Annotated in this window: 11 protein-coding genes and 1 tRNA gene; 5 read left to right on the top strand and 7 right to left on the bottom strand. The window is 68.1% G+C overall.

All coding sequences use genetic code 11. The features are described from left to right. Positions 1 to 2: 2 nt before the first annotated feature. Positions 3 to 1484 carry a sigma-54 dependent transcriptional regulator gene (locus tag ASC81_RS05220; RefSeq protein WP_056263479.1) on the bottom strand — a complete coding sequence of 494 codons (1482 nt, stop codon included), beginning with the start codon at positions 1482 to 1484 and terminating at the stop codon, positions 3 to 5. A 571-nt stretch (positions 1485 to 2055) separates the two neighbouring features. On the opposite strand from ASC81_RS05220, the gene ASC81_RS05215 reads away from it, so the two are divergent. Together ASC81_RS05215 and ASC81_RS05210 are read left to right on the top strand one after the other, a co-directional pair. Next, positions 2056 to 3489, top strand: coding sequence for a phosphatidylserine/phosphatidylglycerophosphate/cardiolipin synthase family protein (locus ASC81_RS05215; RefSeq protein ID WP_056263477.1), 1434 nt, complete (start codon positions 2056 to 2058; stop codon positions 3487 to 3489). A gap of 61 nt (positions 3490 to 3550) precedes the next feature. After that, positions 3551 to 4078, top strand: a complete 528-nt coding sequence (locus ASC81_RS05210; RefSeq protein ID WP_156391753.1) for a hypothetical protein — start codon at positions 3551 to 3553, stop codon at positions 4076 to 4078. Here ASC81_RS05210 and ASC81_RS05205 read toward each other — a convergent pair. From ASC81_RS05205 to ASC81_RS05195, 3 genes are all read right to left on the bottom strand, one after another. After that, positions 4021 to 4707: a long-chain N-acyl amino acid synthase gene (locus tag ASC81_RS05205; RefSeq protein ID WP_156391751.1), complete on the bottom strand. Its 687-nt coding sequence runs from the start codon at positions 4705 to 4707 to the stop codon at positions 4021 to 4023. The genes ASC81_RS05210 and ASC81_RS05205 overlap by 58 nt on opposite strands. Before the next feature lie 200 nt (positions 4708 to 4907). After that, on the bottom strand, positions 4908 to 5642 hold the full coding sequence (locus ASC81_RS05200) for a SapC family protein (RefSeq protein ID WP_082536260.1): 735 nt from the start codon (positions 5640 to 5642) through the stop codon (positions 4908 to 4910). Then, a complete protein-coding gene (locus tag ASC81_RS05195; RefSeq protein ID WP_056263469.1) occupies positions 5639 to 6943 on the bottom strand; it encodes a hemolysin family protein in 1305 nt (434 codons plus the stop codon). Before ASC81_RS05195 ends, ASC81_RS05200 begins: the two co-directional genes overlap by 4 nt. 134 nt (positions 6944 to 7077) lie before the next feature. Here ASC81_RS05195 and ASC81_RS05190 point away from each other — a divergent pair, with 134 nt between their 5' ends. The 3 genes from ASC81_RS05190 (at position 7078) to ASC81_RS05180 (ending at position 10245) form a co-directional block, all read left to right on the top strand. Then, entirely contained in the window at positions 7078 to 7902 is an 825-nt protein-coding gene (locus ASC81_RS05190; protein ID WP_056263468.1) for a symmetrical bis(5'-nucleosyl)-tetraphosphatase, read from the top strand. Between the two features lie 28 nt (positions 7903 to 7930). After that, positions 7931 to 8020, top strand: a tRNA-Ser gene (locus tag ASC81_RS05185). Positions 8021 to 8127: 107 nt separating this feature from the next. Further along, positions 8128 to 10245, top strand: a complete 2118-nt coding sequence (locus tag ASC81_RS05180) for an ATP-binding protein (RefSeq protein ID WP_162245857.1) — start codon at positions 8128 to 8130, stop codon at positions 10243 to 10245. A gap of 16 nt (positions 10246 to 10261) precedes the next feature. On the opposite strand, the gene ASC81_RS05175 is transcribed toward ASC81_RS05180, so the two are convergent. From ASC81_RS05175 to ASC81_RS05165, 3 genes are read right to left on the bottom strand one after another with little or no spacing between them, the layout of a single operon-like run. Beyond that, positions 10262 to 12079, bottom strand: a complete 1818-nt coding sequence (locus tag ASC81_RS05175) for a bifunctional diguanylate cyclase/phosphodiesterase (protein ID WP_056263464.1) — start codon at positions 12077 to 12079, stop codon at positions 10262 to 10264. After that, the gene (locus tag ASC81_RS05170; RefSeq protein WP_056263462.1) at positions 12076 to 12636 is read right to left on the bottom strand and encodes a YfiR family protein; all 561 of its coding nucleotides are present in this window, start codon (positions 12634 to 12636) and stop codon (positions 12076 to 12078) included. The genes ASC81_RS05175 and ASC81_RS05170 overlap by 4 nt, the downstream gene beginning before the upstream one ends. Before the next feature lie 24 nt (positions 12637 to 12660). Next, positions 12661 to 14640: a TonB-dependent siderophore receptor gene (locus ASC81_RS05165; protein ID WP_056263459.1), complete on the bottom strand. Its 1980-nt coding sequence runs from the start codon at positions 14638 to 14640 to the stop codon at positions 12661 to 12663. Between the last annotated feature and the right edge of the window lie 140 nt (positions 14641 to 14780).

Below are 14780 nucleotides of genomic sequence, written 5' to 3'. Positions count from 1 at the left end.
AGCTAGTCGGCTGGCGAGTTGCCGTCGGCGGCCGTGGCGCCCTCGGCCGCGTATTCCTTCAACCGGTTGTACAAGGTCTTCAGGCTGATGCCGAGGACGGCGGCCGTGCGTTCCTTGTGGTGGTTGAAGTGACGCAGCGTGGCCAGCATCAGGGCGCGCTCGGCTTGCGCCACGCTGGACCCGATGGGCAGCGTGATGAAGGGCATGTCGGCATCGGCAGCTGGTACCTCGGCCGGCCGGACCGGGGCGGGTGCGACGCTGACCGGCGGCGCTGCCGCGGCCTCCTGCATGCTGGCGAGACTGCCCCAGCCCGAAGTGACCCCCGCTTCATTCGCGCTTGGCAGCCAGGTCTCGTCGATGGTGTCGCCCTGGGCCATCACATAGGCGCGCTGCACGACATTGCGCAGCTCGCGCACATTGCCGGGCCAGCCGTAGTCCACCAGCGAGGCCAGCGCAGCCGGCGAGAAGCGGCGCACGGTGCCCTCCTGCTCGCTGATGGCCGCCAGGAAGTGGTTGGCCAACAGCGGGATGTCGGCCGAGCGGTCGCGCAGCGGCGGCAACGAGATCGGGAAGATGTTGAGGCGGTAGAGCAGGTCTTCGCGCAGCTTGCCGGAGGCGACGGCCTGGTAGGGCAGGCGGTTGGTGGCCGCGACGATGCGCACGTCGGTCTCCAGCGCCGTCGTGCTGCCCACGCGCATGAAGCGCCCGGTCTCCAGCACGCGCAGCAGCTTGACCTGCAGTTCCAGCGGCATCTCGGTGATCTCGTCCAAGAACAGCGTGCCGCCACTGGCGCGCTCGAAGAAGCCTTGGTGCTGGCGCTCGGCACCGGTGAAGCTGCCCTTCTCGTGGCCGAAGATCTCGCTCTCGATCAGGTTGGGGCTGATTGCGCCGCAGTTGACGGCCAGGAAGGGGCGCTTGCGGCGGCGGCTGAGGTCGTGCACGGTCTGCGCGACGACCTCCTTGCCGGTGCCGGATTCGCCGGTGATGAAGACCGACACGCTGGTGCCGGCCACGCGCGAGATCTGCTCGTAGATGCGCTTCATCGGCGCGCTGCGACCCCACAGGTGGCCGAAGTGGCCGGACTCGTCGAGGTTGGCGGTCAGGTCCTGCACCTCGGCCTGCAGTGCTGCCGGCTTCATGATGCGAGACAGCACGCCTTGCAGCTGTTTCAGGTTGACGGGTTTGACGAGGTAGTCGGCCGCCCCCAAACGCAGCGCTTGGATGGAGGTTTCGAGATTGGCGTGGCCGGTGCACAGCACCACTTCTGAATTGGCCACCAGCTTGGGATCGGCCAGCAGGTCCATGCCGTTGCCGTCAGGCAGGCGCAGGTCCAGCAGCAGGATGTCCGGCTGTTGCAGCGCGATCTGCCGGCGGGCATCGCGCAGGTTGTGGGCCACGGCAACGGTGAATTTTTCGCCCGCAATCAGTTCGCGCAGCGAGGCTGCGGAGTCATGGTCGTCGTCCACCACGAGGGCGTGTGGCATGCGATTCGTTTCCTTCCGGCTTTGTTACTGAGATGGCCTGCATCGGGGAGAGTCATTTTGAACAGATTCGGCGGACGCAGGAAAAAAATGCCGGACTCTCAAAGGGTATCGGCCTGTATGGCATCGGGCATGCCGCCTGCTCCTCATTGAGCAGTGTGAACCGTAGCTACATGCTGAATCATGTTCAATCCCATGTTGCCTGCCACTGATTGCGGTGACGACCGGTCTGCGGTTCCAACGTTGAGCCGACTACTCGACGCCGCCGCGTTGGCCGCCGTGCTGTGGCTGGCGTGGGGCGCTTGCGGCAGCAGGCATCAGCATCGTCGCAGCGGCCGTTCGACGCGCCTGCCAGCGCCCGTTCAAACGTGGGAAGCCGAAGGGGGCAGGCCCGTGCCGGAGGAGCGCGCAACCGCCCTGTCGACACCCCGCGGCTGAGGCATCGGCAGGATTTACCGCAATTTGTGCGGGGCCGCTCGATTTGCTCGCGCCTTGAATAGGCAAGCCGTCACGGCTCAGGGCGGCCAGGCACGTCGATTGCCAAGCTGGTCATCTGGCGAATCAACGGAGGCCTATGACGCAATCCCACGGCTGGCGCCGTTTCAGCCGGGTCCGGGGCTTGGCAGCCCTGTGCCTGTTCGCAGGCACGGTGGCCTGCAGCAGCCTGGCCGAACAAGGGCCGCCGCCGGAACCCCTGGCCAGACGCCAAGTCGCGGAGCGCGTCACCATGCAGGGTCGCGACGGTCCGGTGAGCGCGACCGTCGAGGCCCGCGACCTGGCGCGGGTGCGCGCCGAGGGCAATGGGGCGTTGCTTGAACGCCACCTCGGCGTGCTTGCCGCCCAAGGAGAAACGCAGCTGCTTCGCGGCAACGCTGCGCGGTTGCTGATCGACGGGCCGGCCACCTTCGCGGCGATGAAGGCGGCCATCGCCGCGGCGCGCCATCGCGTGCTGGTGGAGTTCTACATCGTCGAGGACGAGGGCGTGGCGGCCGAGGTGGGCGAGCTGCTGCTGCGCAAGGCCGCCGAGGGCGTCGGCGTGGCCCTGATGTACGACAGCGTCGGTTCGCTGGGCACCGACGAAGCGTTTTTCGAGCGCCTGCGCCAAGGCGGCGTCGCGGTCTGCGCCTTCAACCCGATCAACCCGCTGGCGCGCCCCGGTCACTGGAGCTTGGTGGAGCGCAATCACCGCAAGCTGGTGGCCGTGGACAGCGATGTGGCCTTCACGGGCGGCATCAATCTCAGCAATGTCTACGCCAAGGGCTCCTTCGGCAGCGGAAGCCCCAGCCGCCCGGCTGCGGACGCAGCGGACGCCGACACCCAGGGCTGGCGAGACACCCAGGTCGAGTTGCGCGGCCCCGTCGTGTCGGCCCTGTCGCTGATGTTCCGCGAGTCCTGGATCAAGCAGGGCTGCGAGGGCAGCGTCCCGCCCGCGCCGCCGCCCCTGGTCGCCTCGCCGGGCCAGCGCGTCGTCAAGCTGGTGGCCGGCGACCCGCGACAGGGCATCAACCCGAGCTACACCCACCTGCTGCACGCCATCGGCGCTGCAGAGCGCAGCGTGCAGCTGACGATGGCCTATTTCGCACCGGGCTCCGAGTTCATCAAGGCGCTGTGCGACGCCGCCAGGCGCGGTGTCGCCGTGAGCCTGGTGCTGCCCGGGCGCAGCGACGTGAAGCTGGTATTGCATGCCGCCCGCGCGCGCTATGCGCAGCTGCTGGAGGCGGGCGTGCAGATCCATGAGATGAAGCAGTCCGTCATGCACGCCAAGACGGCCGTCGTCGACGGCGTCTATTCCAGCGTCGGCTCCAGCAACCTCGACTGGCGAAGCATCGTCGGCAACCACGAGGTCGACGTCATCGTGCTGGGCGACGACTTCGGCCAGCAGATGCAGACGCTGTTCGCACGGGATCTGGCGGTGTCCCAGCGTATCGAGGTTGGCGAGTGGTCACGCCGCGGGCTTGGGCAGCGCCTGCTGCAGGGTTTCGGCCGCTTGGTCGAACCGCTGCTTTGAAAGGCAGGCACGTCACCTGCCGTAAGAGCGCGGATTCTTAGCCTTACTCTGGAGTCACACCATGAACACTGACACCATGGATTCCACCTCCATGGCCAACACGGCAAACGCGGCCAACGCCGCAGCCGCGGAACGCTTTCTGAATTCAATGCGCCTGGAGCGCCCCCGTCGCCCAGGCGGCAGCACCATGGGCCGGCTGATGCGCCGCAGCCGCACGCGCACGGCCGGCATCCGGTTCGAGTGGGTGTTGCGGACCGTCGGGCCGGTGCTGCGCGTCGTGGCGACCTGGACGGATCATTACGGCCAGCCGCACCACACGTCGTTTTCGGTGCAATGCAACGGGCTTGAAGGGGCGCTGGACCGCGCCATCGCGGCGCGCATCTCCTGCGGGGCGCCCCTGCCCGACCGCGATGATCTATTGAAGCGCCTGCGCGAGGAATTCGCCACCGCGCCGCATATTGCCGCCCAGGTCGCCAGCGGCGCGCTGGACGGCCGCCTGCAGCCGGGCCACACCCTGCCGGCGACGGCCGTTCAGGGCAATTTGGCCAACATGGACGCCTCGGTGGCCTCGTCCCAGGCGAGCGGGTAAAGGCAGCGCGCCTGCGTCAGCAGCTCGGGGCGCCCGCCCCAGAGCGCGATCTGCTCGCGTACGGTCGCGAATTCGATGCTCATCAGCACGGCCGGCGCGTTCACGCGCGGGTTGTGCCGGGCGGTGGTGAAAGGCAGCAGTCCCAGGTAACGGCGATAGAAGGCGACGTGGCGAGGGTTGACCTCGATGATGAGGCGCTCGCAACGCGCTTTGCGGTGTGCATGCAGATACCCAAGGTGAAAGACCTGGGCCAGCACGCGCTTGGCGTTGTGCGAATGGCGGTCAACCGCCAAGCTGCCGAATTCGCACAGCTTGATGCCGGCGGCGCGCCAGTCGGCCAGTTCGGCTCCGAACAGCGCGTCGGCATGCAGGCCGCCCTTGCCATCGAAGCGCACCGACAGCGTGCCGACGATCTGCTCGCCGTTGCGCGCCGTGCAGACGATGTCGCCATCCTCGTTGCGGCTGCTGTAACGCTCACGCGTGACCATGAGGCCGCGGTCCCCGTAGCGACGCTCGACCAGGTCGTAGGCATCGCCATCCAGCGCACCGAAATCGCTGTCCAGCTCCAAGGGCGGGCCGCCATTGGGGTTGAGTGGCGTACGGCGGCTTTCTTCAAAAAACGGGATCATCGACAGCATCCTTGGCGCCCAACGCGCTGAGCCGCGGAGTCTAGGGATTGAAATGACCCATTCCCGTGACTCACACACACGGATACATCTAAGTCCGCGTCGGGTTTGGGTTTTTCCGTCACCCAGATCAGGGACAGAACGGTTGAGAACCGGAAAACGGCCGCGCCAGGGCGCGGCCGTTCGGTCTGCGGCAGACCAAATCAGGCCACGTACTTGCTCACCAAGCGGTTCATGTTGGTCAGCGACAGGCGGTGCATCTCGATCAACGCGATCAGCCCGTTGCGGTGCAGTTGCAGCACCTTGTCGTCGGCCAGTTCGGCGTACTTCTTCTCGTCCAAGGCCAGGAAGCCCTCGACGTCGAACTTCTCGCCGTTGGGCAGCGTGGCCTCGAAACGCATGTCCTGCAGCAGGTCCATCTCGACGAGCAGGTTGCAGATCAATCGGGTGCGCTCGGCTTCCTGCTCGAAGTTCTCAAGGAAGGCCTTGGCATTCAGCAAGAACTCGGTCGGTTGGCCGTCCTTGAACAGCGCCTCGCCCGTGGTGTCATTGAAGGCCGGCCACTTGTGGTCGTAGCAAACCGCGAGATTGGTCTCGCTGCCATCCAGGCGCGCCATCGCGAACGGGTAGCGGCGCACATAGGCCGGCACATAGCTGCCGGTCCACTTGTCGCCGTCGACGAACAGGTTGGAGCCGGCGCGCAGGCCCAGCACGGCCAGCGGCGCGACGGCGGGCTTGTTGTCCTCACCGGCGCTGCCGGCGCGCACGAAGACGATGGGGTATTCCTTGCAGGCGTCGGCAAATTCGACGGCAGCAAGGAAAACCGAGTTCTGGTCGGCAACGCGGCTGACGACGGCCTTGTCGGTGTCCAGCTTCAGGTTCTTGTGGACTTCACGGTCCAGCGGCAGCAGTTCGCCGTACATCGGGGGGTTGCTCATGTTTCTTTCTCTCCAGGTTCGGCCAGACGACTGACCAGCACTTTGTCCACACGCTTGCCATCGAGGTCCACGACCTCGAATCTCCAGGCGTCCCACTCCACCACATCGGTCGTGCGCGGCAAGCGCCCCAGCAGCAGCATGATCATGCCGGCCAGGGTGTTGTAGCGCCCACGGTCCTCCTCGGGCAGTTCCTTCAGACCCAGGCGGTCCTTCAGCTCGGGCACGGGGATCAGGCCGTCGATCAGCCAGCTCCCGTCCTCGCGCTGCACCGCCCAGGCATCGCCATCGCTCGGGGCATTGAACTCCCCGGCAATGGCTTCCAGCACATCGCGCACGGCAATGACGCCCTGCACCTCGCCGTACTCATCGACAACGAAGACCAGCGGCGCGTCCGACACGCGGAAATGATCCAGCAGCTCCATGCCCGACAGCGTCTCGGGCACGAAGAGCGGCGGTTCCAGCCCCACCGTCAGGTCCAGCGGCAGGCCTTCGAGCATGCCGGCCAGCAGCGCCGGCGCATTGGCCACGCCGAGCACCTCGGCCAGGCCGCCGCGGCAAACCGGGTAGCGGTTGAAGCCATGCTCGCGCAGCACCGCCAGCACCTCGGCCGGCGTCGCGTCGACATCCAGCCAGGCGATCTCGGCACGCGGGATCATCATCGAGCCGACCTGGCGTTCGTCGAGGCGGAAGACATTGCGCACCATCTGGTGCTCATGCTCCTCGATGACACCGGCATCGCGCCCTTCCTCCAGGCTGGCAGCAATCTCTTCCTCGGTCACGCCGCGCTGGGCCCGGTCGCGCAGGCCAATCAGCCCGAGCGTCGCCTCGGTGGAAATGCTGAGCAACCGCACCAGCGGACGCGTCAGCAACGAGATGACATTCATCGGCGGCGCCACCAGGCGGGCCACCGTTTCGGGGTAGATCTGGCCGACGCGCTTGGGCACCAGCTCGCCGAACACGATGGTCAGCAGCGTGATGATGACGACCACCAGCGCCGTCGCCGTGATCTGCGTCGCCTCGGGATGCAGGCCGAAGGTCTGGCTCAGCCAATGGGACAGCGGGCCCGAGAAGGCCGCGTCGCCGACGATGCCGTTCAACACGCCGATGCCGGTGATGCCGATCTGCACCGTCGACAGGAATTTGGTCGGGTTGTCGTGCAGGTCCATCGCGGCCTGCGCGCCGCTCTCGCCGCTTTCCACCATCACCTGCAGCCGGGCCTTGCGGCTGGCGGTCAGTGCCATCTCCGACATCGCGAACAGGCCGTTGAGAAAGATCAGGAAGAGAACGAGTGCGGTGTCCATCGGTCGCGCCAGACCCGGGAAAACCCCAGGCAGCGCAGGTCAAAAACGAAGCCCGGGAGACTATCAGAAGGCCATGACACGGCCCATCGTGCGATCCCTCGCTTCCGGGCCTTCGCGGCCGGGACAATCGGGTCATGAACTATTTGATCGGTGATGTCCAAGGCTGCTGCGACGCCTTGGAGCGCCTGCTGCAACGCCTGGACTTCTCGCCATCACGCGACCGGCTCTGGCTGCTTGGCGACCTCGTCAACCGCGGCCCGGCCTCGCTGGCCACGCTGCGGCGGCTGGCGGCCCTGGGCGAAGCAGCCACCTGCCTGCTCGGCAACCACGACCTGCACCTGCTGGCCGCCGCCCATGGCGTGCGCCGCCCGCACCGGGGCGACACGCTGGACGACATCCTGGCCGCCCACGACCGCGACACGCTGACCGACTGGCTGCGCCACCAGCGACTAGCCGTCTTCGAGGCCGGCTGGCTGATGGTGCATGCCGGCGTCGTGCCGCAATGGAGCCGCGAGGACACGCTGGCATTGGCCGCCGAGGTCGAGACCGTGCTGCGCGGGCCCGCCCTGCCCGACTTCCTGCGCGCCATGTACGGCAATGAACCGGCGCGCTGGGACCCCGACATGGCCGGCACCGAGCGGCTGCGCTTCACCGTCAATGCGCTGACACGGCTGCGGTTTTGCAGCGCCGACGGCGAGATGGATTTCAAGACCAAGGACGGCGCCGGCGCGGCCCCCGAAGGCTTCATGCCTTGGTTCGACGTGCCGGGCCGGCGCACTGCGGACACGCCCATCGCCTTCGGCCACTGGTCCACGCTCGGCCTGCTCGACCGGCCGCATCTGCTCGGCCTGGACACGGGCTGCATCTGGGGCGGCCAGCTGACCGCCGCACGCGTGGACGGCCTGCAGCGCGAGATCATCCAGGTCGATTGCGAGCAGGCGCAGCGCCCGGGCTCATGAGGCAACACGCTTAGAATGCGCAGCCCCCGGAAGCGTGGGAGAGTGGTTTAATCCAGCGGTCTTGAAAACCGCCGAAGGTGTGAGCCTTCCGTGAGTTCGAATCTCACCGCTTCCGCCAGTCTCAAGCTCAACGGCCCGCAAGGGCCGTTTTTCGTTGTTCCGGCTTAGAGTTGCATGGGCGTGCCTCGCGCCAAGGTCGAGGCGGCGCCGGCAGGAGCGAACAGGATGGGCATCCAATCCAGCAAGGTCAGACGACGGGGCAAGCAGGCCTTGCGCCGCCGGCGCGCGCCGCTGACCGGGCTGACCACGTTCAAGCCTGCCGACGCGCACCGGTATCAGGAACTCTTCGAGGCCAACCCCCTGCCGATGTGGGTGTATGACCTGCAGACGCTGCAGTTCCTTGACGTCAACGAGGTGGCTTGCCAGAAGTACGGCTACACGCGCGACGAGTTCCTGACCATGACCATCCGCGACATCCGCCCGCCCGAGGATGTCGCCGCGATGGAGCAGTCCGTGCGCCTCACGCCGACGCAGGTTTTCAACTCCGGCGTCTGGCGGCACCTGTTGCGAGACGGCCGCCTGATCTACGTCGAGATCACGTCGCACGAGCTGGTCTACCGGGGGCGACCGGCGCGCTTCGTCGCGCCGCTGGACGTGACGCAGCGCGTTCAAGCCGAGGCGGCGCTGCGCGAACGCGAGGCCGGCTTGCGGCGCGCGCAGGGCCTCGCCCGGCTCAGCCATGTGGTGACGCGCCTCGACGGCGCCTTCGAGAGCTGGTCGGACACCCTGCCGCAGCTCGCCGGCTGTGCGCCTGAGGCGATGCCCCTCGACACGCGCAGCTGGATGAACCGCTTCGTGCACCCGGCGGACCGGGACGGCTTCCGCAGCCATTGCCTGGAGGCGGCGCGGACACGGGCCAAGGTCGAAGTCGAGTACCGCCTGGTGCGCCCGGACGGTGAGGTGGTGCAGGTGACCCAGGTCATGGAGCCGCTGGAGGACACGACGCAGATCGGCAGCCTGCGCTGGTTCTCCACGCTGCAGGATGTGACGACACAGAAGGCCGCACAGGCCGCCATGCGCAGCCTCAACGAGGAACTGGAACGCCGCGTGGCGCTGCGCACCGCGCAGCTGGAAGCGTCGAACCGGGAGCTGCTCGCCGCGACCCGCGCCGCCGAACGGGCCAACCAGGCCAAGAGCGAGTTCCTGAGTCGCATGAGCCATGAGCTGCGCACGCCGCTGAACGCCATCATCGGCTTCTCGCAGCTGCTCGCCACACCGGGCCACGGCTTCGCCGCGGAGCGCCAGGCGGCCTACAACACACACATCTTCAAGGCCGGCGAACACTTGCTGGTGCTGATCGGCGACCTGCTGAACCTGGCCCAGGTCGAGGCCGGCAAGATCAGCCTGGACATGCAGCGGCTGCCGCTGCGCGAGGTGCTGGCGGAGTGCGAGGCCATGATCACGCCCCTGGCCGAGGGCCGTGGCCTGTTGACCCGCATCGCGGCAGCGCCTGACACGCTGGCCGTCGTGGCGGATCGCACCCGCTTCAAGCAGGTGCTGCTGAACCTGCTGTCCAACGGCATCAAGTACAACCGCCCGGGCGGCGCGCTGGAATTACGCATCGCCACACCGGAGAACGCGCGAGTGCGCGTCGAGGTGATCGATGGCGGCCGCGGCCTGAGCCCGGCGGAGCTGGGGCAGCTTTTCGAACCCTTCAATCGCCTGGGCCATGCCAGCACCGGCGCTGACGCGGTGGAAGGCACGGGGCTGGGGCTGGTGGTCAGCAAGCATCTGGTTGAACTCATGGGAGGGCGCATCGGCGTTGACAGCACGCCCGGCGTGGGCAGCTGCTTCTGGGTCGAGCTGGCGGGCGGTGTGGAAGCCCAGCCGCCGTCGCCGGCCCATCCGGGTGCGGAGCGGCCGCAGGCAGCGGCCGGCCAGCCGCCGCACCACACGGTGCTGCTGGTCGAGGACGACGTGCCGAGCCGGGAACTGGTGCAAGCGCAGCTGCAGCACCGGCCGGACCTGCGCGTGATCACCGCGGCCAATGGGCGCGAGGGCGTCGCGCTGGCGCTGGCCCATGCGCCGGCGGTCATCGTCATGGACAACGGCATGCCCGAGCTGACCGGCCGCCAAGCCCTCCAGCTGCTGGCGCAGGACGCGCGGACCGCCAGCATTCCGGTCATCGCCATCAGCGCCGGCACCGAGGCCGAGGCCATGCCCGGCACGGCCGAGGAGCAAGCCCGCTGGTTCCGCCGCGTGACCAAGCCATTCGCCCGAGACGACCTGCTGCGGGCCATCGACGACGCCATCGACAACGCCATCCACGGCGGCCAGAGCTGAGCGCCCGGCGCAGGCCTCAGGGCATCCGCCCCGCCAGCAACGCGGGCACCTGCTCAGCCGGCACCGGCTTGCAAAAGCCGAAGCCCTGCATCAGGTCGCAGCCCATCGCGATGAGGGCCGCCTCATCCGCAGGCAGCTCGACACCTTCCGCAACAACCACCATGCGCATCGCATGTGCCACCCGCACCATCGACTCGACCAGCATGTGGGACTCGGCATTGGCCGACAGCCCATGCACGAACAGCCGGTCGATCTTGAGCTTGCGGCAGCGGAAGCGGCGCAGATAGGCCAGCGAGCTGTAGCCGGTGCCGAAGTCGTCGATGGCCAGGCCGTAGCCCAGGCCCTGCAGCGTGAAGACGAAGGAGTCGGGCTTGTCGATATCCTCGAAATCGGCGCTTTCGGTCAGCTCGAACTCGACCTCCTGCGGCCCCAGGCGCAGCGTGCGCAACTGCTGCAGGAAACGCTCGCGGTGCTGGGCCTTGCGGCACTGCTCCCACGACAGGTTGAGGGCGACGGTGGGGCAGCTGAGCCCGGCGGCCCGCCAGGTGTCGAGGTCGCGCCGCAGCACGGACAGCGCAGCCAGCCCCAGCTCGACGATGAGCCCGGAACTCTCGGCCACCGGAATGAACTCGGCCGGCGATACCCAGCCTCGCACGGGGTGGTGCCAGCGCGCGAGTGCCTCGAAGCTGTGGATGCGGCGTTGCGCGTCGTACTGCGGCTGGTAGGCCAGCGAGAACTGCCCCTCGGCCAGCGCCGTGCGCATGTCGTTCTCGAGCGCGAGCCGCGAGTGCAATGCTGCGCCGATCTGCGCCGTGAAGAGCTGGAAGCTGTGGGTGCCGAGCCGCTTGGCATGGCGCATGGCCGCGTCGGCGCAGCGCAGGGCTTCGCTGGAGTCGCCGGCATGCTCAGGCAGGAAGGCCGCACCGGTGCAGAAGTGCACGTTCAGCCATTGGGCATCGTGCAGCACGGGCTGGGTCAGGCTGGCGTGCAGGCGCTGCACCTCCTCGCGCAGCGCCTCTTCCGTCAGGCCCGGGCTGAACAGCAATGCGAACTCGTCGGCGGACAGGCGCGCCACCTGATCGCCGGGGCGGCAGAGCTGGCGCAGGCGCAGGCCGGTGGCCTGCAGCACCGCGTCACCGGCGGCATGGCCGTACTGGTCGTTGACCTGCTTGAAGTTGTCGATGTCGAGGATCAGCAGCGTGGCGCCCTCGCCCTGTTGCAGCGCCCGCTCCAGCAGGCCGCGCATGTGCTCGCGGTTGGGCAGGTCGGTCAGCGCGTCGAAGCGGGCCAGATAGCGGGTTCGGCGCTCGACTTCCTTGATCTGGGCGCGCAGGCGTTTGGAGAACAGCCAGGCCAGGCCGGCGGTGGCCAGCAGCGTGCCGAAAGTGGCCACCAGGAACTGGGCGAGGTCCACCCACATCGGCATGCGGCTGGCTTCGACGATCAGCGCGCCAACGCGGCGGCCGTTGGCCACGACCGGCACTTCGACCTCGGCCACACCGGCCATGCCGGCCAGACCGGAACTTGCGGATGCCGGGCGCGAATAGCGCGTGAACTCGCGCCCGGCACTGTTGATGAGCCGCGCGTTCAGCACGGCCGGGCTCTGGGCCAGCGCGGCCAGGCTTTCGGCGGCATCGGCCTGGCTCTCGAACACCAGCGCGGCCGAGACCGTCTGCGCCACGATGCTGGTCTGCGTCCGCAGGTCCTTGAACTGGCGGTCCTGCAGCCGGGCGTACTGCAGCAGGCTCAGCACGACGGCGAAGATCAGCAGCGTGGCCAGCGCCAGCACGAATTCGCGGCGACGGTCGAGGACGTCGATCAACGCTGGCTTCATGACGCGGGCTGCTGGTGGCGGACGAAACGGGCCAGGCGCAGGAGCTTGGTGCTGATGTCGAGGCCGGCGCGGCGTGTGGCGTCCAGCTCGACGTCAAAGACGATACGCCCGTCTTCGATCTGCAGGTTGATCATGGCGCCGTGGTCCAGCATGGCGCTGGCGTCGGAGACCACCAGCACGGGCGCGTCCGCCAGGGCGGCCTTGAGCGCGGGCATGGGCGTGGGCGTGGACACATAGAGCAGCTGGCAATGGACGGCCTGGTCCAGCTTGGCAAGCCGGCGCACTTCGACGCTGAGGTGGCGGATGGGCCGGCCTTGCAGCGCCTGCAGCGCGGTCTCGACGCGCCCTTCGCCCAGCGTGCACACGGGCAGGCTGCGGCCCGCAGCTTCACGCCCCGCGGGCCAGGTGACGAACATCAGCGCGCGATAGATGACCTCGGCCTTCAGCATCTCGGCACTGGCCGCCTGCGCCGCTGCCTGCTGGACCGGCAGCAGGCACAACGCCAGCATCCACCACGCGGTCCGGCGCGTGCGCCAGCCCGGGCGGGGAATGAGCATGCAAAGCCGCATCACCGCATGCCGTCAGAACGAGACGGTCCAGTCGACGCGCAGGCTGCGCCGGGGCTGAGGGATGGCGCTCAGCGGCGTGTCGGGCGTGGCGGGGTCGAGGTTGCGCCGGTCAAGCGCGTTGTCGACGTGCAGGGCCAGCGTCTGCTGCTCGGCCATGCGCCAGCGCAGGTGGGCGTTGACGATGACCGTGGACGGCACCTCGACGCGACCCAGTCGCGGCCCCAGCAGCGACCACTCGACACCGAGCTGCGCGCGCTGCCATTCGGGCGAGATGACATGGCCCTTGAACATCCAGCTGGCCGCGTTGGTCAGCCGTTCGCCGGCGTCGTTGTGCGCATCCACCCAGGAGGCGCTGACGCGCCAGAGCCAGCCGCCGGGCATGCGCTGCTCCAGCCCGAGGTCCACCCCTTTGAGGCTGACCCGGCCGACGTTGCGCGACTGCAGGACGGCGTCGGGCTCGGCGCTCAGCGGTTGCAGCTCGATGAGGCGACGCATGCGCGTGTAGTAAGCGTTGGCGCTGAGCGCCTGGCCGCTGGGCAGCAGGTATTCCCAGGCGGCGTCCACCGAGTTCAGCCGCTCCGGCGTCAATGCGGGGTTGGCGACCTGCGATATGCCGCCGTCGTCGTAGAAGCGCTCATAGGCGTTAGGCGTGCGGAAGGCGCGCGCCCACATCAGCTTGAACGACTGTCTCTCGTCGGGACGGAAGGCGAGCACGGCGCGCGGCGACACCGCCGGCGAGAAGCCGCGCACATGGTCCAGACGCAGACCCGATGTCAACTGCAGCGTCGGCGTCAGGCGCCACTGGTCCTGCGCGTAGACGGCAGCGAAATCCTGCGAGACCGTCGAATCGAGAACGACTTGGTAGGGGTCGAGGTCGTAGTTGCGCTGCACCACATGAGGCGCCGTGCGCAGCTCTGCGCCAACCATCAGCTCGTGGTTGCGCAGGCCACGCCACAGCACACGCCCCTCCAGCGTCAACCAGCGCGCATGCGCGTCGTCCCGGTTGATGAGTTGCGCCGCCGGTTCGCCGAACACGTAGCTGCCGGTGTAGCTGTAGTGGGCGACGCTGAGGCGCACGTTGCGCCGCAGGTCGTTGACCCAGCCTTCGTCATAGGCCACCTCACCCAGGATCTGGCTGTCGACATAGGTCGTGCCCGGCACGCCGGCCAGCGTGCCGTACGGCGCCGTCGCGGCATCCTTCTCGCGCCGCACGGCGCTCAGGGACGCACGCCAGGCGCCCAGGCGGTACTTGGCCAGCAGGGCCAGTTGGCGCTCGCCGTCCAGGCCGCGCACCCAGCCGTCCGGCGTGCCGAGTTCGGGCAGATAGAGGTTTTCTCCGTCGGTGCGCTGGGCGTTGAGGCCGATGAAGAAGTCGCCGTGGCTGGCACTGCTGGCGCCGTAGTGCATCTCGGCGCGGCGCTGTCGGTGTTCGCCCAGGCTGGCCGTCATGGACAAGCCGGGCGCGTCGGCGCCGTCCAGCGTGACGATGTTGACGACGCCAAGCAGCGCATTGCTGCCATAGATCGACGAGCCCGGCCCCTGCACGAGTTCAACGCGCTTGACCCACTCGGCCATGACCGGCAGCTCCAGCTGCGGCAGCCCCTGGTCGTAGATCGCATCGTTGAGACGCTGGCCATCGACGGCCATCAGCGTGCGCGAGCTGTAGTCGCCAGGGCGGTTGAAGCCGCGCAGTCCCAGCGTGCTGTACGTGCGCGAGTTGCCGATGTAGACGCCGGGCAGCCGCGCCAGCATGTCGCCAATGGTCTGGTGGCCGAGCCGGCTGGACTCTTCGCGGCCGATGACGGTGACCGCGGCCGGCGCGTCCATCAGGCTTTGCGCATAGCGCGACGGGCCCTGCACCTCGCGTTTCAGCAAGGCTTGCAGGGCGTCATCGTCGGCATCGGCGGGCGAAGCCTGGGCAGCAAGTGGGAGTACCAGGCAAATCAGCGCGGCCAGCGCCAGAGGTCGGTACACCATGAGGTCTGTCGCCATGCTGCGGCACGGCTGTCGTTTTTGAAGGTGCTGGGAGCTTAGCTTTCAGCCCCTTTGCAAGCCTTGTCAGATTTCACGGCGCGGCGCCACAGGCGCGCCCGGACGCCCTATTTTGGGGAGGGCTCCCTATCCCGACCGAC

Source organism: Pelomonas sp. Root405 (assembly GCF_001425165.1).
Classification (GTDB): Bacteria; Pseudomonadota; Gammaproteobacteria; order Burkholderiales; family Burkholderiaceae_C; genus Pelomonas.
This window is presented reverse-complemented; position numbering and strand designations above follow the sequence as displayed.

Bases quoted from the DNA above. Each gene is read 5' to 3' on its own strand.
- ASC81_RS05195 (WP_056263469.1), bottom strand. From the start codon at position 6,943: ATGGACACCGCACTCGTTCTCTTCCTGATCTTTCTCAACGGCCTGTTC.
- ASC81_RS05180 (WP_162245857.1), top strand. From the start codon at position 8,128: ATGGGCATCCAATCCAGCAAGGTCAGACGACGGGGCAAGCAGGCCTTG.
- ASC81_RS05170 (WP_056263462.1), bottom strand. From the start codon at position 12,636: ATGCTCATTCCCCGCCCGGGCTGGCGCACGCGCCGGACCGCGTGGTGG.
- ASC81_RS05220 (WP_056263479.1), bottom strand. From the start codon at position 1,484: ATGCCACACGCCCTCGTGGTGGACGACGACCATGACTCCGCAGCCTCG.
- ASC81_RS05205 (WP_156391751.1), bottom strand. From the start codon at position 4,707: ATGATCCCGTTTTTTGAAGAAAGCCGCCGTACGCCACTCAACCCCAAT.
- ASC81_RS05200 (WP_082536260.1), bottom strand. From the start codon at position 5,642: ATGAGCAACCCCCCGATGTACGGCGAACTGCTGCCGCTGGACCGTGAA.
- ASC81_RS05165 (WP_056263459.1), bottom strand. From the start codon at position 14,640: ATGGCGACAGACCTCATGGTGTACCGACCTCTGGCGCTGGCCGCGCTG.
- ASC81_RS05210 (WP_156391753.1), top strand. From the start codon at position 3,551: ATGAACACTGACACCATGGATTCCACCTCCATGGCCAACACGGCAAAC.
- ASC81_RS05215 (WP_056263477.1), top strand. From the start codon at position 2,056: ATGACGCAATCCCACGGCTGGCGCCGTTTCAGCCGGGTCCGGGGCTTG.
- ASC81_RS05190 (WP_056263468.1), top strand. From the start codon at position 7,078: ATGAACTATTTGATCGGTGATGTCCAAGGCTGCTGCGACGCCTTGGAG.
- ASC81_RS05175 (WP_056263464.1), bottom strand. From the start codon at position 12,079: ATGAAGCCAGCGTTGATCGACGTCCTCGACCGTCGCCGCGAATTCGTG.